This window comes from Sodalis sp. RH16, assembly GCF_047324245.1.
In the GTDB taxonomy this organism is placed as follows: domain Bacteria; phylum Pseudomonadota; class Gammaproteobacteria; order Enterobacterales; family Enterobacteriaceae; genus Acerihabitans; species Acerihabitans ligni.
In genome coordinates, this window is record NZ_CP178737.1 from 3,545,795 (window position 1) to 3,570,779 (window position 24,985).

25 protein-coding genes and 1 tRNA gene are annotated in these 24,985 nt (G+C 52.9%); 14 read left to right on the top strand and 12 right to left on the bottom strand.

Going from position 1 to position 24,985, the window contains the following annotated elements; all coding sequences use genetic code 11:
- The first annotated feature begins 2 nt into the window (after positions 1–2).
- The 5 genes from ACL2XJ_RS16275 to rmf all read left to right on the top strand — a co-directional run bounded on the left by ACL2XJ_RS16275 (position 3) and on the right by rmf (position 5,871).
- Positions 3–1,916, top strand: coding sequence for an ABC transporter ATP-binding protein (locus tag ACL2XJ_RS16275; protein WP_413723813.1), 1,914 nt, complete (start codon positions 3–5; stop codon positions 1,914–1,916).
- Between the two features lie 48 nt (positions 1,917–1,964).
- The gene (gene pqiA / locus ACL2XJ_RS16280) at positions 1,965–3,227 is read left to right on the top strand and encodes a membrane integrity-associated transporter subunit PqiA (protein WP_413723814.1); all 1,263 of its coding nucleotides are present in this window, start codon (positions 1,965–1,967) and stop codon (positions 3,225–3,227) included.
- A complete protein-coding gene (pqiB, locus tag ACL2XJ_RS16285; protein ID WP_203522191.1) occupies positions 3,220–4,863 on the top strand; it encodes an intermembrane transport protein PqiB in 1,644 nt (547 codons plus the stop codon). The genes pqiA and pqiB overlap by 8 nt, the downstream gene beginning before the upstream one ends.
- The gene (pqiC, locus tag ACL2XJ_RS16290; RefSeq protein ID WP_413723815.1) at positions 4,860–5,426 is read left to right on the top strand and encodes a membrane integrity-associated transporter subunit PqiC; all 567 of its coding nucleotides are present in this window, start codon (positions 4,860–4,862) and stop codon (positions 5,424–5,426) included. The genes pqiB and pqiC overlap by 4 nt, the downstream gene beginning before the upstream one ends.
- A gap of 277 nt (positions 5,427–5,703) precedes the next feature.
- A complete protein-coding gene (gene rmf, locus ACL2XJ_RS16295) occupies positions 5,704–5,871 on the top strand; it encodes a ribosome modulation factor (protein WP_132922608.1) in 168 nt (55 codons plus the stop codon).
- Positions 5,872–5,930: 59 nt separating this feature from the next.
- Here rmf and fabA read toward each other — a convergent pair whose 3' ends face one another.
- Both fabA and ACL2XJ_RS16305 read right to left on the bottom strand, forming a co-directional pair.
- Positions 5,931–6,449, bottom strand: a complete 519-nt coding sequence (gene fabA, locus ACL2XJ_RS16300) for a bifunctional 3-hydroxydecanoyl-ACP dehydratase/trans-2-decenoyl-ACP isomerase (protein ID WP_132922607.1) — start codon at positions 6,447–6,449, stop codon at positions 5,931–5,933.
- A 66-nt stretch (positions 6,450–6,515) separates the two neighbouring features.
- Positions 6,516–8,267, bottom strand: coding sequence for an AAA family ATPase (locus ACL2XJ_RS16305; RefSeq protein ID WP_413723816.1), 1,752 nt, complete (start codon positions 8,265–8,267; stop codon positions 6,516–6,518).
- Between the two features lie 209 nt (positions 8,268–8,476).
- On the opposite strand from ACL2XJ_RS16305, the gene matP reads away from it, so the two are divergent.
- Positions 8,477–8,932 (top strand): macrodomain Ter protein MatP, encoded by a 456-nt coding sequence (gene matP, locus ACL2XJ_RS16310; protein WP_132922605.1) that lies wholly within the window; start codon positions 8,477–8,479, stop codon positions 8,930–8,932.
- Between the two features lie 115 nt (positions 8,933–9,047).
- Here the strand turns inward: matP and ompA are convergent, their stop codons facing one another.
- Both ompA and sulA read right to left on the bottom strand, forming a co-directional pair.
- Positions 9,048–10,130 (bottom strand): porin OmpA, encoded by a 1,083-nt coding sequence (ompA, locus tag ACL2XJ_RS16315; protein ID WP_132922604.1) that lies wholly within the window; start codon positions 10,128–10,130, stop codon positions 9,048–9,050.
- Between the two features lie 352 nt (positions 10,131–10,482).
- Positions 10,483–10,989 carry an SOS-induced cell division inhibitor SulA gene (sulA, locus tag ACL2XJ_RS16320; RefSeq protein WP_132922603.1) on the bottom strand — a complete coding sequence of 169 codons (507 nt, stop codon included), beginning with the start codon at positions 10,987–10,989 and terminating at the stop codon, positions 10,483–10,485.
- A gap of 208 nt (positions 10,990–11,197) precedes the next feature.
- On the opposite strand from sulA, the gene ACL2XJ_RS16325 reads away from it, so the two are divergent.
- Positions 11,198–11,803, top strand: a complete 606-nt coding sequence (locus ACL2XJ_RS16325) for a TfoX/Sxy family DNA transformation protein (protein ID WP_413723817.1) — start codon at positions 11,198–11,200, stop codon at positions 11,801–11,803.
- Between the two features lie 33 nt (positions 11,804–11,836).
- Here the strand turns inward: ACL2XJ_RS16325 and yccS are convergent, their stop codons facing one another.
- Both yccS and ACL2XJ_RS16335 read right to left on the bottom strand, forming a co-directional pair.
- Positions 11,837–13,969 (bottom strand): YccS family putative transporter, encoded by a 2,133-nt coding sequence (gene yccS, locus ACL2XJ_RS16330; protein WP_413723818.1) that lies wholly within the window; start codon positions 13,967–13,969, stop codon positions 11,837–11,839.
- 20 nt (positions 13,970–13,989) lie between these two features.
- A complete protein-coding gene (locus ACL2XJ_RS16335; RefSeq protein ID WP_203522185.1) occupies positions 13,990–14,436 on the bottom strand; it encodes a YccF domain-containing protein in 447 nt (148 codons plus the stop codon).
- A 159-nt stretch (positions 14,437–14,595) separates the two neighbouring features.
- Here ACL2XJ_RS16335 and helD point away from each other — a divergent pair, with 159 nt between their 5' ends.
- Positions 14,596–16,650, top strand: coding sequence for a DNA helicase IV (gene helD / locus ACL2XJ_RS16340; RefSeq protein WP_413723819.1), 2,055 nt, complete (start codon positions 14,596–14,598; stop codon positions 16,648–16,650).
- 35 nt (positions 16,651–16,685) lie between these two features.
- On the opposite strand, the gene ACL2XJ_RS16345 is transcribed toward helD, so the two are convergent.
- On the bottom strand, positions 16,686–17,144 hold the full coding sequence (locus ACL2XJ_RS16345; RefSeq protein WP_132922598.1) for a methylglyoxal synthase: 459 nt from the start codon (positions 17,142–17,144) through the stop codon (positions 16,686–16,688).
- Positions 17,145–17,239: 95 nt separating this feature from the next.
- Entirely contained in the window at positions 17,240–17,866 is a 627-nt protein-coding gene (locus ACL2XJ_RS16350; protein WP_203522182.1) for a DUF2057 family protein, read from the bottom strand.
- A gap of 178 nt (positions 17,867–18,044) precedes the next feature.
- Here ACL2XJ_RS16350 and ACL2XJ_RS16355 point away from each other — a divergent pair, with 178 nt between their 5' ends.
- A complete protein-coding gene (locus ACL2XJ_RS16355) occupies positions 18,045–18,458 on the top strand; it encodes a CoA-binding protein (protein ID WP_132922596.1) in 414 nt (137 codons plus the stop codon).
- A gap of 40 nt (positions 18,459–18,498) precedes the next feature.
- Here the strand turns inward: ACL2XJ_RS16355 and hspQ are convergent, their stop codons facing one another.
- Positions 18,499–18,816 (bottom strand): heat shock protein HspQ, encoded by a 318-nt coding sequence (gene hspQ, locus ACL2XJ_RS16360; RefSeq protein WP_413723820.1) that lies wholly within the window; start codon positions 18,814–18,816, stop codon positions 18,499–18,501.
- Between the two features lie 79 nt (positions 18,817–18,895).
- The gene (gene rlmI, locus ACL2XJ_RS16365) at positions 18,896–20,086 is read right to left on the bottom strand and encodes a 23S rRNA (cytosine(1962)-C(5))-methyltransferase RlmI (RefSeq protein WP_413723821.1); all 1,191 of its coding nucleotides are present in this window, start codon (positions 20,084–20,086) and stop codon (positions 18,896–18,898) included.
- Positions 20,087–20,173: 87 nt separating this feature from the next.
- On the opposite strand from rlmI, the gene yccX reads away from it, so the two are divergent.
- Complete coding sequence (gene yccX / locus ACL2XJ_RS16370) at positions 20,174–20,458, top strand: acylphosphatase (protein ID WP_132922593.1); 285 nt, start codon at positions 20,174–20,176, stop codon at positions 20,456–20,458.
- A gap of 2 nt (positions 20,459–20,460) precedes the next feature.
- Here the strand turns inward: yccX and tusE are convergent, their stop codons facing one another.
- Positions 20,461–20,787 (bottom strand): sulfurtransferase TusE, encoded by a 327-nt coding sequence (gene tusE / locus ACL2XJ_RS16375; RefSeq protein ID WP_132922592.1) that lies wholly within the window; start codon positions 20,785–20,787, stop codon positions 20,461–20,463.
- Positions 20,788–20,915: 128 nt separating this feature from the next.
- Positions 20,916–21,575: an FtsH protease modulator YccA gene (gene yccA, locus ACL2XJ_RS16380; protein WP_132922591.1), complete on the bottom strand. Its 660-nt coding sequence runs from the start codon at positions 21,573–21,575 to the stop codon at positions 20,916–20,918.
- A gap of 229 nt (positions 21,576–21,804) precedes the next feature.
- On the opposite strand from yccA, the gene ACL2XJ_RS16385 reads away from it, so the two are divergent.
- The 4 genes from ACL2XJ_RS16385 to ACL2XJ_RS16400 all read left to right on the top strand — a co-directional run bounded on the left by ACL2XJ_RS16385 (position 21,805) and on the right by ACL2XJ_RS16400 (position 24,925).
- A tRNA-Ser gene (locus ACL2XJ_RS16385) sits at positions 21,805–21,892 on the top strand.
- Between the two features lie 873 nt (positions 21,893–22,765).
- Positions 22,766–23,689: a nitrogen assimilation transcriptional regulator NAC gene (gene nac, locus ACL2XJ_RS16390; RefSeq protein ID WP_203523118.1), complete on the top strand. Its 924-nt coding sequence runs from the start codon at positions 22,766–22,768 to the stop codon at positions 23,687–23,689.
- Between the two features lie 221 nt (positions 23,690–23,910).
- A complete protein-coding gene (locus ACL2XJ_RS16395) occupies positions 23,911–24,177 on the top strand; it encodes a sigma-S stabilization anti-adapter protein IraP (RefSeq protein ID WP_132922585.1) in 267 nt (88 codons plus the stop codon).
- Positions 24,178–24,634: 457 nt separating this feature from the next.
- Complete coding sequence (locus ACL2XJ_RS16400; protein WP_132922584.1) at positions 24,635–24,925, top strand: hypothetical protein; 291 nt, start codon at positions 24,635–24,637, stop codon at positions 24,923–24,925.
- The last annotated feature ends 60 nt before the right edge of the window (positions 24,926–24,985 follow it).

Consider the following 24,985-nt stretch of genomic DNA (forward strand, 5'->3'; position numbering starts at 1 on the left):
CCATGTCATTAATCAGTCTTTCCGGCGCCTGGTTGTCCTTTAGCGACGCACCGCTGCTGGATAATACCGAGCTTCATATTGAACGCAACGAACGTGTCTGCCTGGTGGGGCGCAACGGCGCCGGCAAGTCCACCCTGCTGAAAATCCTCAGCCGCGAAGTGCCGCTGGACGACGGACAGCTTATTTTCGAACAGGATACGGTGGTTGCCCGCTTGCAACAGGATCCGCCGCGCAATGTCACCGGCACCGTGTATGATTTCGTGGCCGAAGGGGTGCAGGCACAGGCGGAAATTCTCAAAGCCTATCACACCATTTCCCATCTGGTGGAGCAGGATCCCAGCGACAAAAATCTAATGGAGATGGGCCGGCTGCAAGAGATGCTGGATCATCAGAATCTGTGGCATCTGGACAAACGCATCACCGAGGTGCTCGAACAGCTGGGCCTGGTCGCCGATACCGAATTATCGGCGCTCTCCGGGGGCTGGCTGCGTAAAGCGGCGCTGGGCAGGGCCCTGGTGTGCGATCCGCAAATCCTGCTGCTGGATGAGCCCACCAACCATCTGGATATCGAAACCATCGATTGGCTGGAAACCTTTCTGAAAAGTTTCACCGGCAGCATTATCTTCATCTCCCATGACCGTTCCTTTATTCGCAGCATGGCGACGCGCATTGTCGATCTGGACCGCGGCAAGCTGGTGTCATGGCCGGGCAACTACGATAAGTATCTGGCGGGAAAAGAGGAAGAGCTGCGGGTGCAGGAACTGCAGAATGCTGAATTCGACCGCAAACTGGCGCAGGAAGAGGTCTGGATCCGTCAGGGCATCAAGGCACGCCGTACCCGCAACGAAGGCCGCGTCAGGGCGCTCAAGGCCTTGCGTCAGGAGAGGAACGAGCGGCGGGAAGTGCAGGGCACCGCGAAGATGCAGGTGGAAGAAGCCAACCGCTCCGGTAAGATCATCTTCGAGCTGGAAGATGTCAGCTACCGGCTGCAGGATAAAGTCCTGATCAGTCATTTCAGCACCCAGGTATTGCGGGGGGACAAGATTGCCCTGATCGGTCCGAACGGCTGCGGCAAAACCACCTTGCTCAAGCTGATGCTCGGTCAGCTGGAAGCCGACAGCGGTCGTATCCAGCGCGGCACCAAGCTTGAAGTGGCCTATTTCGACCAGCATCGCGCCGAGCTGGATCCCGAACGCACGGTCATGGACAATCTGGCGGAAGGCAAACAGGAAGTGATGGTTAACGGCCGTTCCCGCCACGTGCTGGGCTACCTGCAGGACTTCCTCTTTCATCCGAAACGCGCGATGACCCCGGTAAAAGCCTTGTCCGGGGGGGAGCGTAACCGCTTATTACTGGCTAAACTCTTTTTGAACCCCAGCAATCTGCTGATTCTTGATGAACCTACCAATGACCTGGATGTGGAAACCCTTGAACTGCTGGAAGAAATGATTGACGGCTATCAGGGCACCGTTTTACTGGTGAGCCATGACAGGCAGTTCGTGGACAATTCGGTCACCGAGTGCTGGATTTTCGAAGGCGACGGCGTGATAAGCAGCTATGTCGGCGGCTATTTCGACGCGCAGGAACAGCGCCGCAACCGGCGCGCGCTGCGTACGGCTCCGGCGCCGGCGGTGGAGAAAACCCAGGCCTCGGCCCCGAAAAACCAGGGGCCGAAACGCGTAAGCAAGTTAAGTTACAACCTGCAGCGCGAACTTGAGGCGTTGCCGCAGCACATCGAGCGTTTGGAACAGGAAGTGAGCGATTTGCAGGCACAAATAGCCAGTCCGGATTTTTTCAGCCAATCCCATGAAACGACCCAGGCGGTACTGGCCGCCATGGCCGCCGCTGAACAGGCGCAGGAGCAGGCATTTGCCCGCTGGGAAGAACTCGAGGCGCTGAAAAACAGCAAGGAGTAAGCGCCGCGAGCCGGGAGTGAAATCGAACAAGCCATCCAAGGGGTATGCATGTGTTCTGCCGTTCATAAAACGCGATACGTACTTTGCCCGCACTGTGATTTATTGACTACGCTGCCCGTCCTGAAGGATGGGCAGAAGGGCATCTGCCCGCGCTGTAAAAATACACTGATGAGCCGCTGGGACAATCCCCGGCTGCAACCGGTGGTATTTGCCATCAGCGCCTTGATTATGCTGCTACTGGCTAACCTGTTTCCGTTTGTGAACATGAAAGTCTCAGGCCTCGGCAACCAGATCTCCCTGCCGGTCATTCCCCAGGTCATGGTGGTGGATCACTTCTCCTTCCTGGCTTTTTTGTTCCTGCTTTTTGTCCAGGTTATCCCCGCCCTGTGCATGGCAAGCATTATTTTATTATGCCTGCAGGTCCATATGTCATTCAGGACGCGGGCATTTTTGGCGAAAACGCTTTTTGCGCTGCGCGCCTGGGGCATGGCGGAAATTTTCCTGGCGGGGGTACTGGTGAGCTTCGTCAAGCTGATGGCCTATGGCGATATCGGCGTCGGGCTCAGCTTTTTGCCGTTCTGTTTATTCTGCATCCTGCAGCAGCGGGCATTTCAATGCATCGACCGGCGATGGTTATGGGACAATATCATGCCGATGGATTCGCCGGTCACCGCCTTTAAAATCGGCACCAGCGGCCTTTCGCAGAATATCCGCGCCTGTCCTTGCTGCACGCTCATTCTTCCGGCCGGACTGCCTGTGTGCCCGCGCTGCCGTACCCGCGGCCGTCCGCGCCGGCGCCACAGCCTGCAGTGGACCATGGCGCTACTGATAACCTCGCTGCTGCTCTATATTCCCGCCAATATTCTGCCCATTATGATAACCGAAGGCTTAGGCAGTCGGCTGAATTCCACGATTATCGCCGGGGTCATATTGCTGTGGGACGACGGTTCCTATCCGGTGGCGCTGGTGATTTTCATCGCCAGCATCATGGTGCCGGTACTGAAAATGATTGCGCTTTGCTGGCTATGCTGGGAAACCCAGGGAAAAGGCAAGGCCGATAGCGAGCGGATGCATACGATTTACGAAATGGTTGAGTTTGTCGGACGCTGGTCAATGATTGACGTCTTTGTCATAGCGGTACTGTCGGGCCTGGTGAGAATGGGCCAGTTGATGAGTATCAGGCCGGGTATCGGGGTCGTGCTGTTTGCCATGGTGGTGATGATTACCATGGTGGCCGCCCATACCTTCGATCCGCGTCTGCTTTGGGACCGTGTGGAGAAAAACATGCAAAAGGAGTCTACCGTTGACTGAAAATAATTATAACGTCGCCGATATCGAAAAAATCAAACGATGGTCGCCGGTGTGGATTATCCCCATTGTGACCATCCTTATCGGTGCCTGGATCCTTTATTACCATTTCAGTCATCAAGGTAAGGTCATCACGCTTGTCACCACCAGCGCCGAAGGCATTGAAGCCGGAAAAACCGCCATCAAAAGCCGCAGCGTGGACGTGGGCATCGTGGAGAGCGTGGTGCTGAGCGATAATCTGCAGCAGGTTGAAATCAAAGCGCGCATTAACAACGGCATGGAAAAGCTGCTGCGCCGCGACTCCGCTTTCTGGGTGGTTAAACCCCAAATCGGGCGGGAAGGGGTTTCGGGGCTGGGGACGTTGTTATCAGGAGCCTATATCCAGTTGCAGCCCGGCAACGGCACGGAGAATGCCACAACCTTCACCCTGCTGGATGCTCCGCCGCTGGCCTCGCCGGATGCCAAAGGCATTCGGGTGGAATTGGACAGCCAGCAATCCGGACAGCTAAATGCCGGCGATCCGGTACTGTTCCGCGGTTTTCGCGTCGGCACGGTGCAAACCAGTTATTTTGATCCCCAAAGCCGCAAGATGCGCTATCAGCTGTTTATCGATGCGCCCTACGACAGCCTGGTGACGAATAATGTCCGTTTCTGGAAAGACAGCGGCGTGACGTTTGATATGTCGGCGCAGGGCATGCGGGTGGAAATGGGCTCCCTGACGACGCTGTTCAGCGGCGGCGTCAGTTTTGATGTGCCCACCGGCTGGGAGCTGGGCGAAAAAGCCCACGAATATCAGGCGTACCAGTTATTTGATAACAAAAACTCCATTGCGGATTCGTTATACACCATACATAAAGACTACGTGCTGTTCTTCAGCGATTCCATTCGCGGGCTGCAGCCGGGGGCGCCGGTTGAATTCCGCGGCCTGCGTTTGGGCACCGTAGCCCAAGTGCCGTTTTTCACCACCGCGGTTAATCAGACCATCAATGACAACTATCTGGTGCCGGTGATGATCCGCATCGAGCCGGAACGGTTCGCCAGCAAGCTGGGGGCGAGCTTTGATATCAACGCCCGGCTGATGCAGGCGGAAGGGCGCGGTTTGCGCGCCGCGCTCAAAAGCGCCAATCTGCTCACCGGCTCGCTCTACGTGGATCTGGATTTTTATCCACAGTCGAAATCCTGGGTAGGGCCTAAGGAAGTTGAAGGCTATCCGGTTTTACCCACCACGAGCGCCGGATTAGCGCAAATTCAGCAAAAACTGATGACCACCCTGGATAAAATCAACGGCCTCCCCCTCAATCCCATGATAAACGAGGCAACCAAAACCCTGGCGCAAAGCCAGTCCACACTGCGTGAACTGCAGCAAACGTTGAAATCGGTCAATACCCTGACCCAAAGCCCGGCGATGCAGCAGCTGCCGCAGGATATGCAGCAGACGCTGCGTGAGCTGAATACCAGCATGAAGGGCTTCCAGCCCGGTTCCCCGGCCTATAACAAGATGGTGGATAATATGCAGCGCCTGGATCAGGTGCTGCGTGAGCTGCAGCCGGTGCTGCGTACGCTGGACAATAAAAGCAACGCCTTGGTCTTCGGGGCCGATAAAGGTAACGACCCAACGCCTAAGAGGGCTAAAAAATGAGAAAAGGTATTCTATTGGCGGCGCTGATGCTGCTGGTGGCCTGTAGCGGCGCCAGCGACAAACGCTATTATCAGTTGCCGGCAGCGGCGGATGCCCAGCCCCTCCAGTCGTCATCCCGCACGGCTACAGGCCATCTGTGGCTTTCACGGATCAACCTGTCGGATTTCCTGGCGGGCAACGGCGTGGTCTACCAAACCAGCGACGTTCAGTATGTTACCGCCGGCAATAATCTCTGGGCCAGCCCCTTGCAGCAACAGTTGCAGCAAGCCATGGTGGCTAATTTGAGCAATGCCTTGCCCGGCACGCTGGTCTCCGCCAGTCAGATTTCCGGTGAGCAGGATCAATTGGAAGTGGATATCACCGGCTTTCATGGCCGTTACGACGGCAAAGTGGTTATCCGCGGCGAATGGCGGCTTACCCATAACGGCACGGTGAGCCGGTTCCCCATCAATGTGGTCTTGAAACAGGATCAGGACGGCTATGACGCCCTGGTCAGGACCCTGGGGCAAGGGTGGCAACAGGTGTGTCAAAATATCGCAAAGCAAATATCCGCTTTGCGGTAATAACGAATCGTTCTAAAGCGCCGGCACCGTTGCCGCGCCCCGTGGAAATGGGGTGAAAAGGGCGGTGCTTTAGTGGGTAATCAGTGGTTTACCCTGACGGCCGCCTCGCTTGGCGGACAAAAAATATCGTCATTATGCCTAATTGTCATGACGTTTATGTGAAATGTTGCATTGATCTCGAGCCGATTTATCGCTAAAGATAAAGTGTAATCACCACCCAGTGGTTACCGTTTTCTTACCATTTTCTTTCCACCAGACAAGATGAGGAAAACATGGCATGAAGAGACAAAAACGAGATCGCCTCGAACGTGCACATTCGCGTGGTTATCAGGCAGGATTATCCGGACGATCCAGCGAGTTATGTCCATATCAATCTCTGGATGCACGGTCTCACTGGTTGGGAGGTTGGCGAAAGGCCATGGAGGATAGATCGGTAACAGTATGATCGATCTGTCAGCAAAGGGATTGACCTCCGCATTCAGCGGAGGTTTCATTTCAGGGGTATCAAAATGACGTGGTGTCTTTGAACAGTCCGACTTTCAGATCGCTGGCGGTATAGATGACATGTCCGTCGCACAGCACTTCGCCATCCGCCAGGCCCATCACCAAACGGCGGTTTACCACGCGGCGGAAATGGATGCGATAGGTCACTTTTTTTGCCGTAGGCAGGATTTGTCCGGTAAATTTCACTTCACCCACACCCAGCGCCCGGCCCTTGCCCTCTGCGCCAAGCCAGCCGAGATAGAAGCCCACCAGTTGCCACATGGCATCTAATCCCAGGCAGCCCGGCATCACCGGATCGCCGATAAAATGGCAACCGAAAAACCACATATCCGGATGAATGTCCAATTCGGCTTCCACATAGCCCTTATTATGGCTACCGCCGTCTTCGGTCATTTTAACCACCCGATCCATCATTAGCATATTCGGCGCGGGCAGCTGCGGGCCCTCTTTACCGAACAGTTCTCCGCGACTCGAGGCAAGCAGGTCTTCTCTAGTATAGGATTCGCGTTTATCTACCATGTTTATTCAAACCTTTATTAATGAATCACGCACGTTAACTCACCGTTTTACCCGGCACAACCCCGGCTAACTCTGGTTAAACCAGTTCAGCCAGCGGAATCCCCAAGGTAAGCGTAGGCGTTCGTGCTGATTGATATAAGCGATACGCTCGCGTATTGAAGCAATCAAATTGGGTTTCTGCTCGTGATCGTAAGGTATCCCGGTCAGCAATTCCAACGCCTCATCAATAGTCTCCACCGGCCAGATATGGAATTGTTCATCCCGTACCGCGTCGACCAACTCTTCATGCAGGCATAAATGGCGCACATTGGCGGCGGGCATAATCACGCCCTGGGTTCCATCGAGCCCGCGGTTCCGGCACAGGGCGAAAAAGCCTTCGACCTTTTCGTTGACGCCGCCGATGGGCTGCACCCGGCCGAATTGATCCACCGACCCGGTAACCGCGATCCGCTGCACGATAGGCTTGCCGGACAGGGCGCTTATCAACGCGCTGAGTTCCGCCAGCGAAGCGCTGTCGCCATCCACTTCACCATAGGACTGCTCAAACACCAGCGACGCGGAGAAGGGCAGCTGTTGATCCAGCTCCAGCGACGCCATGAGAAATGCCTGCATGATCATCATGCCCTTAGCATGAAGATTTCCGCCCAGTTCAGCTTTACGTTCCACATCGTTAACTTCCCCGTCGCCCAAATGCACCACGCAGCTGATACGCGACGGCTCACCGAACGGCAAGGGGTGACCGGGGAAATCCATGACCGACAATGCATTCACCTGGCCTATCATCGCGCCGTCGGTTTCCACCATGATCTGCCCTTCGGCAATCTCATCCTGCATGCGCTCTGTCAGGTAGCTTTCACGCCAGATACGGGTACGATTGCTGTCGGACAGCGCCTGGGCATTAATGACATCCTGCTCGGCGTACTGGGCCGCCTCCCTGATGCGCCGGGTCAGCCATTGAGGGCACAAAGGCAGCTGATACTGATCGCCGCTATAGCGAACCGCCTGCCGGATCAACTCCGGCCAGGCTTCCGCGGCCAGGGGCGGCATCGATTGTGCTTGCAATAAACTGTTTACATAATCGCACCAGTTTTGCATGTCTTCCGTTTGGGTGACCTTCAGCTCCGACTCGAACTCGCCATACAGCGCCAGCTTGGTCAAACCGGGTTCCAGATCGTTCAAATCCGCCAGCGATTCACGATCGCCGATGACTATCAACCGCAGGTCCAGCGGCATCGACGGGATCGAAACCGGCAGCGGGCGGGTTTCATCCAGCGCCAGCCAGTCAAAACGCTGCTGCAAAATCATCTGTTTAAGACGCAGCCACATCAGCGGCTGGCTCACCAGGGCGCTTGCGCCCAGCATCAGCACTCCGCCATTGGCTTCGTGTATTTTACCCGGTTGCAAATCGATGACGTCGCGGTAATTCCTGACACAGCCGAACAGCTGCTCGTTCTCAATCCAGGGCTGGTAAATACATTTGCCGCGTCCGGCAAAATTATCCCCCGGCTCAACGGCGGCTTGAATTTTTATTTCATTGCCCGCGATGATATAACGACTGCCCGCCAGAGGCTTATCCTCGGGCAGGGCATTGTCCACCATGCGGGAAATGAGCCGCAAATACTCCTCGCCCTCCTGCGCGGTCAGCAACATAAAACGGCTGGGCGTCATAGGGTGGCAGAACTGAATAAGGCCGTCCATCAAACGCATCTGCAACGATTCCAGGGGTGCAGACAAGGGCTGGTAGGGCTGGGCAAATACCGCCGTAAAAGGCGTAAGATCTGGAACTAAATATTTCCATTCTAATTGTTTAATGGTCAAAGTATTCGGTAACGTCGCTATTCAGGGAAACGGTGATTATACAAGAATTTCACTCTACGAGCTTCATGCATCTTTCAATGAACGAATATTCTGAGGCGATCCGGGTTTAACTTGTCTGAAAATCAGTCAAAATATGACGTTCGTAGGGGAATTAGGCGGGGAAACTGTTATTATCTAGCTAACGTTACACGGTCACGGGTGCATGTACCATGAAATATCAGCAACTCGAAAATCTGGAAAGCGGGTGGAAGTGGACGTATCTTGTTAAAAAACACCGTGAAGGCGAGCGCATTACGCGGCATGAAGAAAACAGCGCCGCGGAGGAAGCGGTGGAAGCGCTGATGCTTTTCGAGCATCAAGCCGACAATATTCTTCTCTGGATTCGTGAGAATATGAATCCGGCTCTTGAAAACCGGATGAAACAAACCATCCGGGCACGCCGCAAGCGGCACTTCAACGCTGAACACCAGCATACCCGCAAGAAATCCATTGACCTTGAATATCTGGTTTGGCAGCGTCTGGCTGCTTTGGCGCAGCGGCGGGGCAATACCCTGTCGGAGACCATAGTAAACCTGCTTGAAGACGCCGAGCGTAAAGAAAAATACGCAACCCAGATGTCCTCTTTGAAACAGGATTTGAAAGCTATCCTCGGCGAGGATCGCTAAGCCGCCGCAGTTCAAGCCCGATGCCTTTGAGCAGGGCGGCGAAACGGTATCGGCAGGCAATTACAGTATAAAAAAAAACCCCGCCATGGCGGGGTTTTTGCAATTTCATAAGAACTTAAGATTGCGGCTGTGTAACCACTTCTTTGTAGCCCTTCACTTCGATCTCTACGCGACGATCCGGTGCCAGGCAAGTAATCAAAGCAGCACGGCCCTTCACGTTATCACAGGTGTTGCCGGTGACAGGATTCGATTTACCCATGCCGCGAGCGGAAATCTTGTCGGACGGGATACCCTTGGAAATCAGGTAAGTCACGACGCTTTGCGCACGAGCCTGAGAAAGTTTCAGGTTATACTGTTCTGAACCGATACGGTCGGTATAGCCCAGGACTACAACGGAACCGTCTTTCGGATCCAAGGAGCTCAACTGGGAATACAGTTGATCCAGGGCCTGTTGACCTTCCGGCTTCAGAGTGGACTTGTTGAAGTTAAACAGTACGTCTGAACGCAGTGTGAAATGCTTGGTTTGTACAACCGGGGCCGGAGCCGGGGCCGCAGGAGTCACGACCGGAGCCGGAGTACCCTGACCGAAGCGGTAAGAAACGCCCACGCTCAGCAAGCCATTATCAGGACGCGCGCCGACAGTGCTGGCATCGCCGATATTGTTGACCCACTGGTAATCAAGACGGGTTGCCCAGTCCTGGGTGATAGCGTATTCAAGACCAATAGCGGCCAACGGGGAAACACCGGTATCGTGATCGCTCAGGCGACCGGCAGAACCGTTGTCGTAGTTGGCTTTCGAATCAGCACGCCAAACCATGCCACCCAAACGGGTGTAAATATCCAAATCGTCGGTAAGCGGATAGCTGAGTTTAGCTGCCAGCGAAATACCTTGGGCCTTAAACGCACCGTTGTCCACGCTGCCTTTGTAAGCCATGCGGCCTAGCCAGTCATAGCCCAGTTCAAACCCTAAATACGGATTTGCCTGATAACCGAGAAAAGCACCGGCACCTAACTGTTCGTTACGGGTAGGACCATTGCCGATACGGTTATCATAACCATTACCGTAAAAACCGGTATCATGGTAAGAGGACCAGCCCAATTTACCACCGGTGTACCAGGTGTTATCTTGGGGAGCGGCTTGCGCTACGGTTGCGAAACCCGCCAATGCCACTGCAAGTGCGATAGCTGTCTTTTTCATTCTTTGCGCCTCGTTATCATCCAAATAGGCAATGAGCTCTTAAAGCTAATTTAAAAAATCCATTGCCAGAGTCAGTGCTCCGCGTTTAAACATCGCCATTCAACAGGCGTTATAGAGCAACCCTGGCGAATTAAAGTCTACAACGAAGTGGGAAACTTACAAGTAAGATGTAGTAAGCCGCTAATAAAAAACAGCGTTTCGTGTATGTTTCATTGACCGAAATCGTGACAAAGTGATAGCCGCTCACGGCACTGGAATGGCTGGCGACCCGCATATATACTGGAGTGAGGCAAATTTAAAGGGATTTTGTCTTCCGTGCTGACACCCTTATTGAGATAAATCTTAAAATGAGTCAATGATAGCGCGAAGAATGAATTTTTAGCCCTGAAAACTGTCCAGAGGACCGGTTAGTCTCGTTTTGAGGATACATAATGAACCCGTAAGACCCCCCTTGTTGCGCGGCATCGCGCAGTCGACGCTTCTCATTGTCCGTCAATTCTTCAGGAAACCAGCCCAGGATTACGCTGTAATTTCCCGTCAATAATGCTTTCTCCATCGCCGCAACGGTATCGAAAGCCGTAGGTTGACGCAATTGCACCATTTTTTCCAGCGGCAGGCCCGACTGCATCAGCCAGGGGCGGCTCAATTTGCGTGACGAGGTCAGCCACAGCAGCCAGCGTGACTGGGTTCCCAATTGCCGCAGCAACGGCAGGAGGATATGTCCCACCATGGGCTGATCTTCAAAATAAACCACTTCGCTGATAATACCTTTGGCCATGGAGAGCGAGGAATCCTCCGATACGTTTTCCTCCTGGATCGTTTGGCCGAAATGACGTGCGGCTTGAAGTTGAGTGTGCATGGAATGTACGCCCCTGGTTAACTGTATATAAATACAGTATCCGGGTTCGGGATGAAAATCAACCGGAATTTTAAGCAGCCTCGCAAAAATCCTCCTGACAGGGCGCCTGCGGCAGATTAAGTTGAAAACCACATGGAAAATACTGTATTTTTAAGTAGTTGCACGAATAAAGAGTAGGGACTCTCAACACAATAACACGGAGCATTTGATGGAAACGGCATATAAACAGCGGATTTCACAGGCAGTACCTTTCTTCTCGCCGCTGGGCGTTATCACCACCCGATCGCAATTCGGCGGCTACAGTATCTGCGCCGATAAGGTGATGTTCGGGCTGATACTGGATGGCGAGCTTTATCTTCGCGGCACCCGGCAAAGCGAACACGTTTATCTCGCCGAAGGCATGCAAAAACTCATCTATACCAAACGGGGCGTTCCGGTATCGTTGAATTATTATCATGTGAACGAAGAGCTGTGGCTAAAGGGCGATCGACTGCTGGTCCTGGCCGCCCAGTCCCTTGATGAGTCAAAACACGATCGGCGTGAAAAAACCTCCAGCCCCAGGCTGAAGGATTTGCCCAATATCGGCCAGGGTATCGAGCGGCTGTTATGGAAAGCCGGCATACAGGATATCGAATCCCTGCGCTGCTATGGCGCCAAGAGCAGCTACCTGAAACTGCGCGCAATTAAACAAAACCTGAGCGTCAAGGTGCTGTTCGCCCTGGAGGGCGCATTGTCCGGCCACCACTCAGCCGCATTGCCCCCGATGCAGCGCAGTGAATTGCTTGAATGGTTTGAGCGGCAATCCTGCCGCTAGCGCCGCCGTCCGCCGCCGTTCCGGCGACGGCAGCTAAGCCGGTTTGAATCGGGTTTCAACATCCTGTTTGCGCGCTATCAGTTCAGGCAACAGTTCAAGCAACAGGCCGATTTGCTGTAGTACCAGCTGTTCCCTGGCTTCCGGCTCCGGCGCGATATGCTGGATGCGATCAATCAATTGATCCCGTTCCTGATTCACCCGCAGGGACAATTTATCCTGATATTGCAAGGCGTCGTCCACATAACAAGCGGCATCGTCCAGCACCTTCAGCAGCGCCGCCGAGGACATTTTTTCGCGATGGGCTCCCAGGGTGGAAATATAGCTCAGGAAGGTATGATTCAGACAAAGCAGCCGGAACGCCAGGTCCATCACCGCACCGGGCGTTCTGGATTCCGCCGCCATATTTGACACCACCGAGGCCAGCTCGGCGTCCTTGTTATGGGCGTCTCGCCGGGCAATCCGGTAGTCCAGGCGATTATCCTTGCCCTGATGGTACTGCACCAGGATGGCATCCAGATAACGGCAATTGGCGAAAAGACTGTTATTCATTACCGCGGGCAGACGGCGAAAACGCCAGTCCGGCCAGATAAAACTCACCGCCGCCCAGGCTATGGCGCAGCCGACAAAGGTATCGAATACCCTGGGCAGCGCCACGTCGAACCCTTCCCCCAGCAAATTGAAGCATAGCATCACCAGCAGGGTAATAAACATGGTGGCCTGGGCGTACTGCCTGTTGCGAAAGGCAAAGAATAACGTGCCGCTGAGCACGATGAGGACCAGTTGCCCTTCGGTTGAAGGAACAAAATAGAGGATGGGCAGGCTCAGCAGGATGCCGCCGAGGGTGCCGATAATCCTCAGCGCCAACCGTCTTCTGGTGGCCTGGTAGTTGGGCTGGCAGACAAACAGGCTGGTGAGCATAATCCAGTAGCCATAATGCAGTCCGCTTAGCTGGATAAACGCGTAACCGACGCACAGTACCAGGGACATTCGCACCGCATGGCGGAACAGCGCCGATTCCGGACTGAGATGGCTGCCGATACGCGATCGGATATCGCTGAACCCGGTCAGCTTATCGTCCGCGAGATTATTTTCTTCCGGGTTATTGCGGGCTATCGCCTGTTCAGATTCGATGGTGGCCAATTGAGCGTCGATGGCGCGCAGATTATTCAGCAGATTTTTAAGCCCCTTGACCTGCCCCGGCCCGGCCCCGCGATCGATTGCCGCGTCCAGATGGCTGAAGGCGCGCTCGAAACGCTGGTCATGCTCATATTTCTGATGCAACAAAATAGATTGTGAAAGGGTGTCGCAGGCGCGGGCCTGCATAGCCAGCAGCCGCTGGAAACGAAACAGCACATCGCTGTAGCGCAGTTGTTCCCTAAGTTGCTGGTACTGCACATGGGATGAGCTGGCCCGTTCGTGAATATCCTGCGCGACAAAATAATAATGCAGCGCGCGTCGGGTGCCGCGTTGCCCGCGATCGCCGCGCAAACGGGTCAATAACGACGACTTGATCTGGTTCATCGCCTCCACGACGTCGCTGTTTGCCATGGCGACTTCAATCAGGGCGCGGTCATCGGCATCCTCCAGATCCGGATCGAACAGATTGGCCTTGGCGTCGAGGTAACGGGCCAGAGCGTGGTAACCATGGGCAAGGTTATCCTGCAGCGGACGGATGGGAAAAAGCATATGACCCAGCAGGGTAAGCACGTTGTACCAGATAGCCCCCGCCAGCAGCAGCGCCGGCTGCAGATACCAGGTTTGGTACATGGCGGCGCCCAGCATGGTATATACCGCTATCAGCAGTGCGCCGAAAGCGATGGTGGCGTATCGCTGGCCCAGCGCTCCCAGCAAAATGAAACCGCAGGTGGATACCGCCAGGCCGATGCCGAACAGCCATGGGTAAGGAAACAGCAGTTCGATGGATACCGCGGCAATGAAAAAACTCACCAAGGTGATCAGCAAATTGCGCAATCTGCCGCTCAGCCGATCGTCCAAATCCGTTAACGCCGCGGCCACCACCCCCAGCGTCAACGGTATGGTGAGGGTTGCCATATTGAACCACCAGGGCAAAAGCGCCGCGCCGGCCAAGGCGATAAAAATCCGTACGTTATAGCGCCAGCGGCTATCAAAAGCCAGGCGGCGAAATCCGGGTGCTACACTTCCCACTGCATGTCCTTATATTGGCGTTAACGATAGCGGCGTCGGTCGGGATTGATATGCAATTCTTCAGCCAGCTCCACCGGTACCACCCGCTGGCCCACCGGCCAGAGGGCGATGGCCGCCAGTTTGAAATGAGCGATGCCCGGCGGAATACCGATAATGGTCAGGCATTGGCCGATGCCCGTGACGATATGCGATAGACACAGCCACCAGCCGAAGAGCACCAGCCACAACAGATTCAATAGCGTGCCGCCGGATGACAAGACCACATTGCGGTTCTCAGGATAGAGTATGTCCACATGAACGGTGGTATTGCCAAAGGGTACCAGTGAGTATTTGGTTATCTCCCAGCATGAACGGGTGAAGGGCCAGGTGATGATGAGTATCAGGCTTACGACAGTGGCCAGCAGCCACCCCAGGGTGGTAAAAAAACCACCTAAGATAAAATTGAGCAAATTAAGTAAAGTACGCATTATTCCCATTGTCTGTTTTTGCAGGTGTGGAGGTTGTTTCGGTAGGCTACCACAGTAGAATGAAGACTATTCTACCCTGATTTCCAGGCCGGGGCAGAACAAGTTAATATGGGTAGCAGACCCCCTTGCGTCTTAACGAAAAGGAATCGCGGCAACCCTATGGAACTGAAATCGACTTCCCTCGGCAAGCATCTGGCACAGCATCCCTATAATCGGGTGCAATTGTTACACGCCGGCGTCGAGGTCAGCGGCGATAAGCACCATTACATCATTCCCTTTAATGAAATTCTGGCCATTCGCTGCAAGCGGGGAATTGTTTGGGGCGAGCTGGAGTTCGAATTGCCCGGGGCGAAGGTAGTTCGTCTTCACGGCACGGAGTGGCAGGAAACGCAGCGGTTTTATCACCACCTGCAAAAAAGCTGGCTCGATTGGAGCCGTGATATGAGCGATGTGTGCGCCGATGTGCTCCGCCAGCAGGTGATAGCCATTGAACAGGCCGCGGCCCGGGATCAATGGTTCCAGGCGAGCCGGCTGGCGGCGCTGCAAGACAGCATCCGCGAGGCGTTTGCGTCTTTGCCGTTGCCGCTGGCGCGCCTGGAGGAGTTTGAACACTGCCGCGACAACTACCGCCTGTGCCTGAAATGGCTCGAGCAGGGCCCGGCGATGGCGCTGCGCTGCAACCAGCAGTGGACGAATAACATGCTGGAACAGCATAAAGACTATTTTGATACCGTCGAAAGTTCTCCCCTTAATCTTTCTCAAAGCCGCGCGGTGGTTAACGGTGAAAACGCCCTGCTGGTGCTGGCGGGCGCCGGCAGCGGCAAAACCTCGGTGCTGGTGGCCCGCGCCGGCTGGCTGTTGAGACGCAGGGAAGCCGATCCGGAGCAAATACTGATGCTGGCCTTCGGGCGGCAGGCGGCGGCGGAAATGGATGAGCGTATCCGGTTGCGCCTGCGGGTGGAGGGCATCCGATCCTGGACTTTCCATGCCCTGGCCCTGTTTATTATCCGGCAAGGCAGTAAAAAGGCGCCGGCCATAAGCGCTTTGGAGAGTGATGGCCCGGCGCGGCGAGCATTATTGATAACGCAATGGCGCCAGCAGTGTAGTGAGAAAAAACCCCAGGCAAAAGGCTGGCGGCAACTGATCGTCGAGGAACTGGGATGGGACGTCCCGGAAGGGGAGTATTGGCAGGACGAACGGCTGGCACAGCGTCTGGCGCCCCGTATCGAGCGATGGATCGGCTTGATGCGCATGCACGGCGGCACCCAGGCGGAAATGATCCAGCTGGCACCCGATGATTTACACGATGTCTTTCAAAAACGTATCCGCCTGCTGTCGCCATTGCTGAAAGCCTGGAAACAGGCCCTTAAAGAGGAAGGCGCAGTGGATTTTGCCGGACTGATGCACCAGGCGGTGGATATCTTGCAAAAAGGCCGGTTTATCAGCCCTTGGAAACATATTCTGGTGGATGAATACCAGGACATATCCCCCCAGCGCATAAAGTTATTGGAAGCGCTATGCCGGCAGAATCGCCGAACGTCGCTGTTTGCCGTCGGCGACGATTGGCAGGCCATTTATCGTTTCAGCGGCGCCGAGCTCTCCCTGACCACCGGCTTTACCGAACGTTTCGACGCCGGAGCGCAGTGTGCCCTGGATACCACCTATCGTTTCAACCAGCGTATCGGTGAAATCGCCACGGCGTTTGTGCTGCAAAATCCCTATCAGCTCAAAAAAGACCTGAATAGTTTGACTAAAGGCACCAAAAAATCCGTTTTGATCCTGCCCGACTCTCAACTTGAGACGCTACTGAATAAGCTCAGCGGCTTCGCCCTGCCCGCGGAACGGATCCTGATACTGGCCCGCTACCATTATCTGCGGCCGTCCCTGCTGGATAAAGCGGTAACCCGCTGGCCAACCCTGAATATCGATTTTATGACCATGCACGGCAGCAAAGGGCAACAGGCGGATTACGTCATCATTATCGGTATGAATGAGGGCAAGGACGGCTTCCCCGCGGCGGCGCGTGAAACCGTGTTCGAACGGGTCTTGCTGCCGCAGCCGGAGGATTTCCCCGATGCCGAGGAGCGGCGTCTGCTGTATGTCGCCCTCACCAGGGCAAAGCAGCAGGTATGGTTGCTGCACGATCCCGGGCAGCCGTCGGTATTTATCGAGACATTAGCGCAGTTGGGCGTGCCTAAAGTACATAAACCTTGATGAGCCGGACGGTTGCAATCACCGTCCGGAGCCGGTTATTGCAAACGGTCGGTGAGATAACGCTGGTAATCGGGGATTTCGATTTGAATCTCGCCGCTGAATAATGCGGAGCTTATTAATAAATCTGCGGTTGAACGATTGGTGGCCACGGGAATATTCCACACGGTCGCCAGCCGCAGCAACGCTTTTACATCGGGATCGTGCGGTACGGCATTCAATGGGTCCCAGAAGAAAATCAATACATCGATTTTGCCTTCCGATATCAGTGCTCCCACCTGCTGATCGCCGCCCATCGGTCCGCTCAACATACTGTGCACCGGCAGTCCGGTACTCCTCTGCACCAGATTCCCGGTAGTCCCGGTGGCGTAAAGGGTATGCTCCGCCAGAACGGGCTTATTGATCTCGACCCAGTTGAGCAACGATTGTTTGCAGTGATCGTGAGCGACCAAGGCAATATGTTTGCGTATGGCGATGGTACGGGTGATTGACTCCATATACTTTCCTTTAATGAAATTTACGCTGTCTATAGACTATCGAAAGTCGATTTCACTGCAAACCATTTAATGCTGACTCTGGTAATGACACGCGCTCAGTCCAGCCACTGGGGACGGGTACTTGACCCGGAGGGCAAAAACCAGAAACGCAACATTTGCTCGATATGGGCGGCGGTGCTGTTCTGAAGGGGAGACGCAATCCATGCATCCGCGGCCGGGCTCTCATTGGGAGCGGGAAGCCGAGGCGGCATTGGCAACGTGGCGCCATACTCTCTCTCGTGATGCCGCAGAGCCGCCATCACCCCCTCATTGCCCACCGGCAAGCGGCTGTAAGCCGCATTCACCGCCGCATCATGTTCATCCAAAAGTGTTAGCACCGGCAGGCTGATAAAATGATCAATCTCATCGCGGGTGGTGAGCGGCGGCAGCCGGAACCGCAAGCGATGTGCATTCCAGGTATCGAACAGCACAATCAGGTAGAACGGTCGATAAATTCCCAGCCTATCATAGTCATGGTAAGCCCTGCGATTCAGGGTGAATACCAGTTGGTGCCCGCCCTGAGCTAACTCAAGGCTGCCGGCGCCGCGTAACAGTATGCTATTCACCGGCGTACCGTCGACTATCAATAATTCCATGGCCTGCGGCAATTGCAGAGTCGTCGCTAACGCGGGCAGGCCCGTAAAGAGGCTTATCCCGATAACAATGACGCGCAAAAAATTCATTATGTTCCCTCGCCGGATATCATTGACTACTTATATATTTAGAATGTACATAATAATATTTTTGTAGCATTTATTCACAAATATTTTTATTTTGAAATTATTTGATTAACCTTAATTATCTTGCTTTTTTCACCGCTGGTATACACTTAATCAACAAGTATGAAACCGGAGAAACGTCATGACCGATACCGACATTGCCGACATTTTGACGTCCGTGAAGACGATTGCCCTGGTGGGGGCCAGTGAAAAGCCTGCGCGGGCCAGCCACGATGTCATGGCTTATTTACTTGAACAGGGCTATCAGGTTTTCCCGGTTAATCCCATACTGGCGGGGCGTGAGATCCTGGGGCAACGGGTCTACGCCGATCTGGCGAGTATACCGGTTAAGGTGGATATGGTGGATATCTTTCGGCGTTCAGAGGCGGTGTATGACCTGACCCAGGAGGCCATTACCATTGATGCCAAGGTATTATGGACGCAGTTGGGCGTAGTGAACGAACAGGCGGCGGTGTTGGCGAAAAATGTCGGTATGAAGGTTGTGATGGATCGCTGCCCGAAAATCGAGATCAGGCGGCTGGGGCTGGCGAAATGAATATAGAGTTACGCGGGCGGGGCCGCCCGCGTCTAGTTAATCAGTTTCTCAGCCGTGGTGCCTGCAGTTGCTGGCGTATAGACTCCGCCAAATCGTCCAGGGTCGGTTGTTCCGGATGCACCGGCGCCGTTTCATAGTTCAACTGGACTTCGGCAAGATAGGTGTGCACCGGCTTGCCTTCGTCGTCTTCCATCACCACATGGTACCAAGGGGCGGCGCGAAGCTTGTCGTCAGCCGCAATCTCGTCAATTGACGGCTTTTCCAGGGAGTATTCGGGGTCGACATCGATGATGACACCCAAATAGCCCAGTAGCTTGTGGCGGACCTGTTGTCCGATTCCAAATTTGCTGGCAATCATAAAGAGCTCCCGCGTACGTAATAGTGCCTTATCCTAAATATGGGGGATACGCGGACAATATCAAGGGAGGGCGGTCTTTTTAAATTACCCGGCAAGCGAAACCCTTTAGATAAAGGCCTTCCGGGTAGGGGGCCGACACGGGATGATCGGCCGCCTGGCGGAATTGCTCGATAAATTGTATGTTTCTGTGGGCATCAAGGGCGGCATCGGCAACTATCTTTTGGAACAGATCGGTGGTCATCAGCCCGGAGCATGAGAAAGTAAGCAAAATACCCTCCGGCGCCAGCAGTTGGAGCGCCAGCATATTAATATCTTTATAACCGCGGCAGGCGCTGGCCAGCTGGTTTTTGTTTTCCACAAATTTCGGCGGATCCATGACTATCATGTCGAACAGCCGGCCCTGTTCGCGGTATTGCCTCAGCAGTTGAAAAACGTCTTCCCGTACAAATTCGGCTTTGCCCACGTCCAGATGATTGCGTTCAACGTTTTGCCTGGCGATATCCAGCACATGCTGGGAGGTATCCACATTCGTCACCTGCAGGCAGTCCCCCATCAAGGCTGCCACGCTAAAGGCGCCGGTATAGGAAAAGCAGTTCAGGACACGGCGTCCGGCGGCATATTTACGCGCGGCCAGGCGGCTGTCCCGTTGATCCAGATAAAATCCGGTTTTGTGGCCCTGGGTGATATCCACCAGCAAAGACATATCATGCTCGCGTATCGCCAGCAAATCCGGAGGGGTTTCGCCGGTTATTAATCCGCAGGTCAGCTCCAAGCCTTCCTTTTTTCGCACCGCGACGTCTGATCGGTCATAAATAGAACAGGCCGGGTAGCATTGCTGCAAAGCCAGAATCAGCGCGGCCCGATGGTATTCCGCACCGGCGGAGAGCAGTTGCAATACCAGGAAATTACCGTAGCGATCAATGGTAATGCCCGGCAAACCGTCCGATTCACCGGCAATCACCCGGTAGGCGTCCAGATTATCGCGTTTTGCCAACAAATCCCGTAAGCGTTGCGCGGTGGTCAGCCGCCGGACAAAGAAGTCTGTATCAATGGATTCGTCGGCTTGGAAAGTCCAGACGCGGGCACGGATTTGCGACTGGGGAGAATAGGCGCCGCGGGCCAGCCAATTTCCCTTATCGTCGCAAATGTCGATGGTCTCACCGGATTGCGTTTTGCCTTCCACCCGCTGCACGGCGCCGGAAAAGACCCAGGGATGCCGGCGAAGCAAGGATTTTTCCCGGCCTTTGGCAAGAAATAAACGTTTTGTCATCTTGAATTATACTGATTAAGGGAAAGAGCGCCATTTTGCGAATAAGCGCGGACAATTGCAAACATTAGCCGTTAACCAGGGGGAATGATGAGCAAGGTATGTACCTCAATCTATATTTACGGCGTAGTGCAAGGGGTGGGGTTCCGTTATCACGCCCAGCATCGGGCTCAAGATTTGGGGTTGGTGGGCTACGTACGTAATCTCGACGATGGCGGCGTTGAAGTGGTGGCCTGCGGCGAGGGCGCGCAGCTGGACAAATTTCAAGACTGGCTAAAACAAGGTGGCCCCCGCAGCGCCCGTATTGAAAAAATCCTAAGCGAACCAAAACCGGTTGTTGAAAGCGAATTCAACGGCTTTAAGGTCCGCTATTGAGATCAAATACATTTCACGGGTTTTGGCAAACCGGCGATTTTGGTGGCCTGTTTTGCCGGCCCTTGGGGAAATAACCGATAGAGGTAACGGCTGTTGCCTTTCTCCTCGCCGTATTTTTGCCCCATGGCCTTAACCAGCATACGGATGGCGGGAGAAGTATTGAACTGCAGGTAGAAATCCCGGACAAAATGAATCACCTGCCAATGCGCCTCCGTCAGTTTAATCTGTTCCTGTTCGGCAATGGCTTCTGCCAGCGCTTCGTGCCAATCATCGATATTTTTCAGATAACCCTGCGCATCGGTTTCAATGTCTTTGCCGTTAAATTCCATCCTGTTCCCCATAACTCGTCAACCTGGCGGGTTATGTTAGCAAATGTACCGATAAACGGCATACAGCAAAAAGGGCCTTCATAGCCGACGGCCCTCGATGCGTTGTGCGCAGCCTGAAAGCTCGCCAATCAATTGTTGCGCATAAAGCCCAGAATGCTCAGCAGGCTGACGAATATATTATACAGTGAAACGTAAAGACCCACGGTAGCGCGGATATAATTGGTTTCCCCGCCATGGATGATATTACTGGTTTCCCATAAAATGGCGCCCGACGAAAACAGGATAAACAAGACGCTTACCGCCATTGACAGGGCCGGTATATGCAGGAACAGATTGGCGATGACCGCCACCAGCAAAACGACGAACCCGGCCAACATCATACCCGACAGGAACGACATATCTTTACGGGTGGTGAGAACATAGGCGGAACAGCAGAAAAACACCAGAGCGGTTCCTCCCAGAGCCAGCATAATGATTTCACCGGCCCCGGAGGCCAGCAACATGCTCAGCAGCGGTCCCAGGCTGTATCCCAGAAAACCGGTGAACGCAAAGGCCGCCAGAATGCCCGCCGGCCTGTCGGCCAAACGGTATGTCAGGAACATCAGGCCGTAAAAGCCGGCCATCATGAGAATCAGTCCCGGCGCGGGCAGGTGCAGCAGGGTGCTGGCGGTGGCCGTTACTGCGGAAAAGCCCAGGGTCAGCGAGAGCAGAAAATAGGTATTGCGCAGCACTTTATGGGTGCTTAGCAATGAGCGCTCGCGGGTGGATGTCGCGACCAAACGATCCATAGGTTTTACCTCTTGGTGGAAAATAATCATCGGTATGTGGCTGTCAGATTAATGGCCGTATGACGCCCCACCTAATCGTTTTACCCTTCTTTACGCATAGAAAGGCTGGTTTATCGGCTTATAATGTATAGGGATCATCCATCAGCAGGACTAGCGGTGAAATTTCAAGCGATTAGAACATTTCTCCCTTTACAACAGAAACGACTCTGTTTATAGTTCGCCTCGTTGCGGAGGAGTGGCCGAGCGGTTGAAGGCACCGGTCTTGAAAACCGGCGACGCGAAAGCGTTCGTGAGTTCGAATCTCACCTCCTCCGCCACTTGTTAATGATTCTAAAGGTCTAATTCACGTAATTTTCAAATCTCCCATATATCTCCCATGTAGTACCGCCTTAAAGCATAAGTATCCTGAGCTCTGACACGGCATATCCTGCTGGAGTTCACACCTTGTCCCTTTTCTTCCCGTTGGCCATTATTCAATATTTTTTTGTCTTCTCAGGACAGGCCTATATTTCATAGTTCATATCTGTCAAAGGATTTACGTTCGTTCACAAATCGTCCATGCAAATAAAAATTTGCTTCTCAGTTATTGTTTTCGGGCGATGGCCTGTTTATCAAACAGTATAGCGAGAACCCGATTGGCTATTGCCGCATGGCAGGGTGCGAGCCGATACTTGCTGGAATCATCAGGATCATGTTCTGGAGCAGCATGGCGATGATCGTGTCGTCCGGCTTCGGGGTCTTGTTCAGCTCCATGATGGGGCAATAGTCCCGGCACATTCATAGTGCATTCGGTTCCTGCCGGCAGGCGGAATACCGTCGCTTTGCATGAAAATAAATGGCAGGTGATAACATCTTCTTATCATGGTGTGTTGAAAAAGATGTCTGTGGCGTCGCCAGCGCGACATCCAATATCACCACATAGGCCGGTTGCCGCAGCTTTTGCGCGATTGTGACGGATTGTTAAGGTCTTATTGCAATCGAGGTGCGTCTTAATGGTGCAGTTACTGCCCAAGGTATTGCACATATTTTGTTTATACCCTATGAGCCCGGGAGGGAAATAAGTCATAACTTATTCTTATTTAACTATAAAATTCATGATTTGTCACTATTGGGCAACGACTTCAACTTTTTGGTCTGCTTCTTGCATTCTCATTATCAATGATAATGGTGAAGCTGCGACGGAGGCAGAAATGAATTTAAGACGACTCAAATACTTTGTAAAAATCGTCGATATCGGTAGCCTGACACAGGCGGCGGAAGTTCTGCATATTGCGCAACCGGCGTTAAGTCAGCAGGTTGCCACTCTGGAAAGTGAACTCGACCAAAAGTTATTGGTTAGAACCAAACGGGGGGTTACACCCACTGAAGCAGGCAAAATTCTGTATTCCCATGCCCGTGCCATTCTACAACAGTGCGAACTTGCCCAAAAAGCCGTCTGCAATGTTGATCAAACCCTGGAAGGACAAGTCTCCATAGGCCTGGCGCCCGGAACCTCTTCCTGTCCGTTGATTATGCCGTTATTGCAATCCGTGAGGGATCAATATCCTCAATTAACGGTTTATTTGCATGAAAACAGTTCCGTTGCATTAAATGAAAAAGTGAGCTGTGGCCATCTTGATATGGCGATACATTATGATCCAACCCTTTATGCGGGTATTAACTGTCTGCCGTTGCTGAAAGAGGATCTTTACCTCGTCGGGACAGAAAATAATCCCGGTAAAAATATTGAATTAAGCGATGTCGCTTCAAGACAACTGTTTTTGCCCTGTGATTTTTCCGCTATCCGTAAGAGAGTGGATGAAGCATTTTCCCTGCGTCGACTTAGCGCAAAAATCATCGGTGAAATCGACTCCCTTGCCACATTGACCGCTGCGGTGGCGAGCGGTATGGGGGCCGCGGTATTGCCGGAGTCCACCGCTTCTGCCGTGGTTAATTCCGCTAATGCCTGGATGTCCCGTATCATCAGTCCCGGTCTTCCCTTGCCTCTAACGCTGAATATGTCTTCCCGCCTGCCGTTATCCCCCTCAGCGACAGCAGTCAAAAATGTTCTAACGGCGCTGGCGACATCGGCGCGGCCGGCGCATGAAAAACAGGCGTTATTATTGGCAAGTTAACCTTTCCCGTCCTATCATTATCTACAAGGCGGCACCCCAGTAACCTGGGTGCCGCTTTTTATGATATAAATCATGGTATTGAAGGATTTTTTTCTTCATTTCTTCAATTAATGTTTATATCTTGATATTAATTATGTTTATCAATTATGATGCAGATCGTGTAGACAGGATCCTGGGATAGCCAGATCTTAAGGAATCGACCTTTTTTTTAGGAGGCCTTTATGAACAGCTTACTCTCACAGTTATTAATCAATCTGGCGCAAAAAGAGGCTGCTGAAAAGGAACTGCATGCAATGGTTGAGTCGTTGGAAATTTTAGTGGCGGCGCTGATCGCATCGTTAAGCCATAAAAAAACCGATGAACTTGTTAAAAGCATAGAAGTGGCTTTGGATGAAATGCGTCAGCGGAACGATATAGAGTTCAAATCCGATATTGAGTTGCTTAGCAGTAATATCTCGCGTATTACAGCGGTCGCTAAAAGACGTTAAAATGTCGCTTTCCGGCAGAAAGAAATTTCTTTCATTTAAATATAATTAATTGATTTTATTTATTATTTTTTTTAATTTATGCGGACGCGCTAGTTACTGATTTCTTGAATGTTAAGCATGGCTAATTGATTTGAATACTGATCAATCATTTTTCAACAACCCGTCTGTGATTGCCGAAATCTTATTCGATAAATTTTCATACAATAATTCCCTTTAAGTAACAAAAAAAATCTCATAGTGTTAGTTGCTTATAACTATAAGTATTAAGACTATAATACATTGAACTATGTGCAGTATTAAATATTTATGACTATGGATTGGATTTTTTTTAGAGAGTTGTCATTAATTGCTTGGTTAAGCGAGCATTCCTTGCCCTAATGAATATACTCATTCTGAGTATAATTACTTTTTGAGGTCTTAATGACCGTTCTAGCTTTTCATTAGTAGGCGAATCATCATGAAAACACTAGGGTTTATCCTTGAAAGCGTCTTGGAAGAAATTGGTACTGGTAAGAAATTATTCACTCCTGAATCAGGCACTCAGGAAGCATTGGATAAATTTCAAAAGATTGCAAAAGCTATCAGCTATGCGGACAGTGAAGGGTTGCTGGAACAATGCCAGTTTGGTATCGCGGATTTTACCGATAGATTGATTTTTTCCCGCGTTTTAGTGACCGGGGGCGTGACAGAAAAAGGCCAGGAATTTTTACGACTTCGATTTTCTGACCGCCACCAAAAAGTAGGTTGAACGGCAAAGTCTGCCTTCCTGATAGCTGCCATCTCACGGGTAATTAATTGCACAAACAGG

Bases quoted from the DNA above. Each gene is read 5' to 3' on its own strand.
- rmf (WP_132922608.1), top strand. From the start codon at position 5,704: ATGAAGAGACAAAAACGAGATCGCCTCGAACGTGCACATTCGCGTGGT.
- ACL2XJ_RS16325 (WP_413723817.1), top strand. From the start codon at position 11,198: ATGGAAACGGCATATAAACAGCGGATTTCACAGGCAGTACCTTTCTTC.
- ACL2XJ_RS16335 (WP_203522185.1), bottom strand. From the start codon at position 14,436: ATGCGTACTTTACTTAATTTGCTCAATTTTATCTTAGGTGGTTTTTTT.
- hspQ (WP_413723820.1), bottom strand. From the start codon at position 18,816: ATGATTGCCAGCAAATTTGGAATCGGACAACAGGTCCGCCACAAGCTA.
- pqiC (WP_413723815.1), top strand. From the start codon at position 4,860: ATGAGAAAAGGTATTCTATTGGCGGCGCTGATGCTGCTGGTGGCCTGT.
- sulA (WP_132922603.1), bottom strand. From the start codon at position 10,989: ATGCACACTCAACTTCAAGCCGCACGTCATTTCGGCCAAACGATCCAG.
- fabA (WP_132922607.1), bottom strand. From the start codon at position 6,449: ATGGTAGATAAACGCGAATCCTATACTAGAGAAGACCTGCTTGCCTCG.
- matP (WP_132922605.1), top strand. From the start codon at position 8,477: ATGAAATATCAGCAACTCGAAAATCTGGAAAGCGGGTGGAAGTGGACG.
- ACL2XJ_RS16345 (WP_132922598.1), bottom strand. From the start codon at position 17,144: ATGGAGTCAATCACCCGTACCATCGCCATACGCAAACATATTGCCTTG.
- pqiA (WP_413723814.1), top strand. From the start codon at position 1,965: ATGTGTTCTGCCGTTCATAAAACGCGATACGTACTTTGCCCGCACTGT.
- nac (WP_203523118.1), top strand. From the start codon at position 22,766: ATGAATTTAAGACGACTCAAATACTTTGTAAAAATCGTCGATATCGGT.
- ACL2XJ_RS16350 (WP_203522182.1), bottom strand. From the start codon at position 17,866: ATGAATTTTTTGCGCGTCATTGTTATCGGGATAAGCCTCTTTACGGGC.
- ACL2XJ_RS16400 (WP_132922584.1), top strand. From the start codon at position 24,635: ATGAAAACACTAGGGTTTATCCTTGAAAGCGTCTTGGAAGAAATTGGT.
- tusE (WP_132922592.1), bottom strand. From the start codon at position 20,787: ATGGAATTTAACGGCAAAGACATTGAAACCGATGCGCAGGGTTATCTG.
- ACL2XJ_RS16275 (WP_413723813.1), top strand. From the start codon at position 3: ATGTCATTAATCAGTCTTTCCGGCGCCTGGTTGTCCTTTAGCGACGCA.
- yccX (WP_132922593.1), top strand. From the start codon at position 20,174: ATGAGCAAGGTATGTACCTCAATCTATATTTACGGCGTAGTGCAAGGG.
- yccA (WP_132922591.1), bottom strand. From the start codon at position 21,575: ATGGATCGTTTGGTCGCGACATCCACCCGCGAGCGCTCATTGCTAAGC.
- ACL2XJ_RS16355 (WP_132922596.1), top strand. From the start codon at position 18,045: ATGACCGATACCGACATTGCCGACATTTTGACGTCCGTGAAGACGATT.
- rlmI (WP_413723821.1), bottom strand. From the start codon at position 20,086: ATGACAAAACGTTTATTTCTTGCCAAAGGCCGGGAAAAATCCTTGCTT.
- ompA (WP_132922604.1), bottom strand. From the start codon at position 10,130: ATGAAAAAGACAGCTATCGCACTTGCAGTGGCATTGGCGGGTTTCGCA.
- helD (WP_413723819.1), top strand. From the start codon at position 14,596: ATGGAACTGAAATCGACTTCCCTCGGCAAGCATCTGGCACAGCATCCC.
- ACL2XJ_RS16395 (WP_132922585.1), top strand. From the start codon at position 23,911: ATGAACAGCTTACTCTCACAGTTATTAATCAATCTGGCGCAAAAAGAG.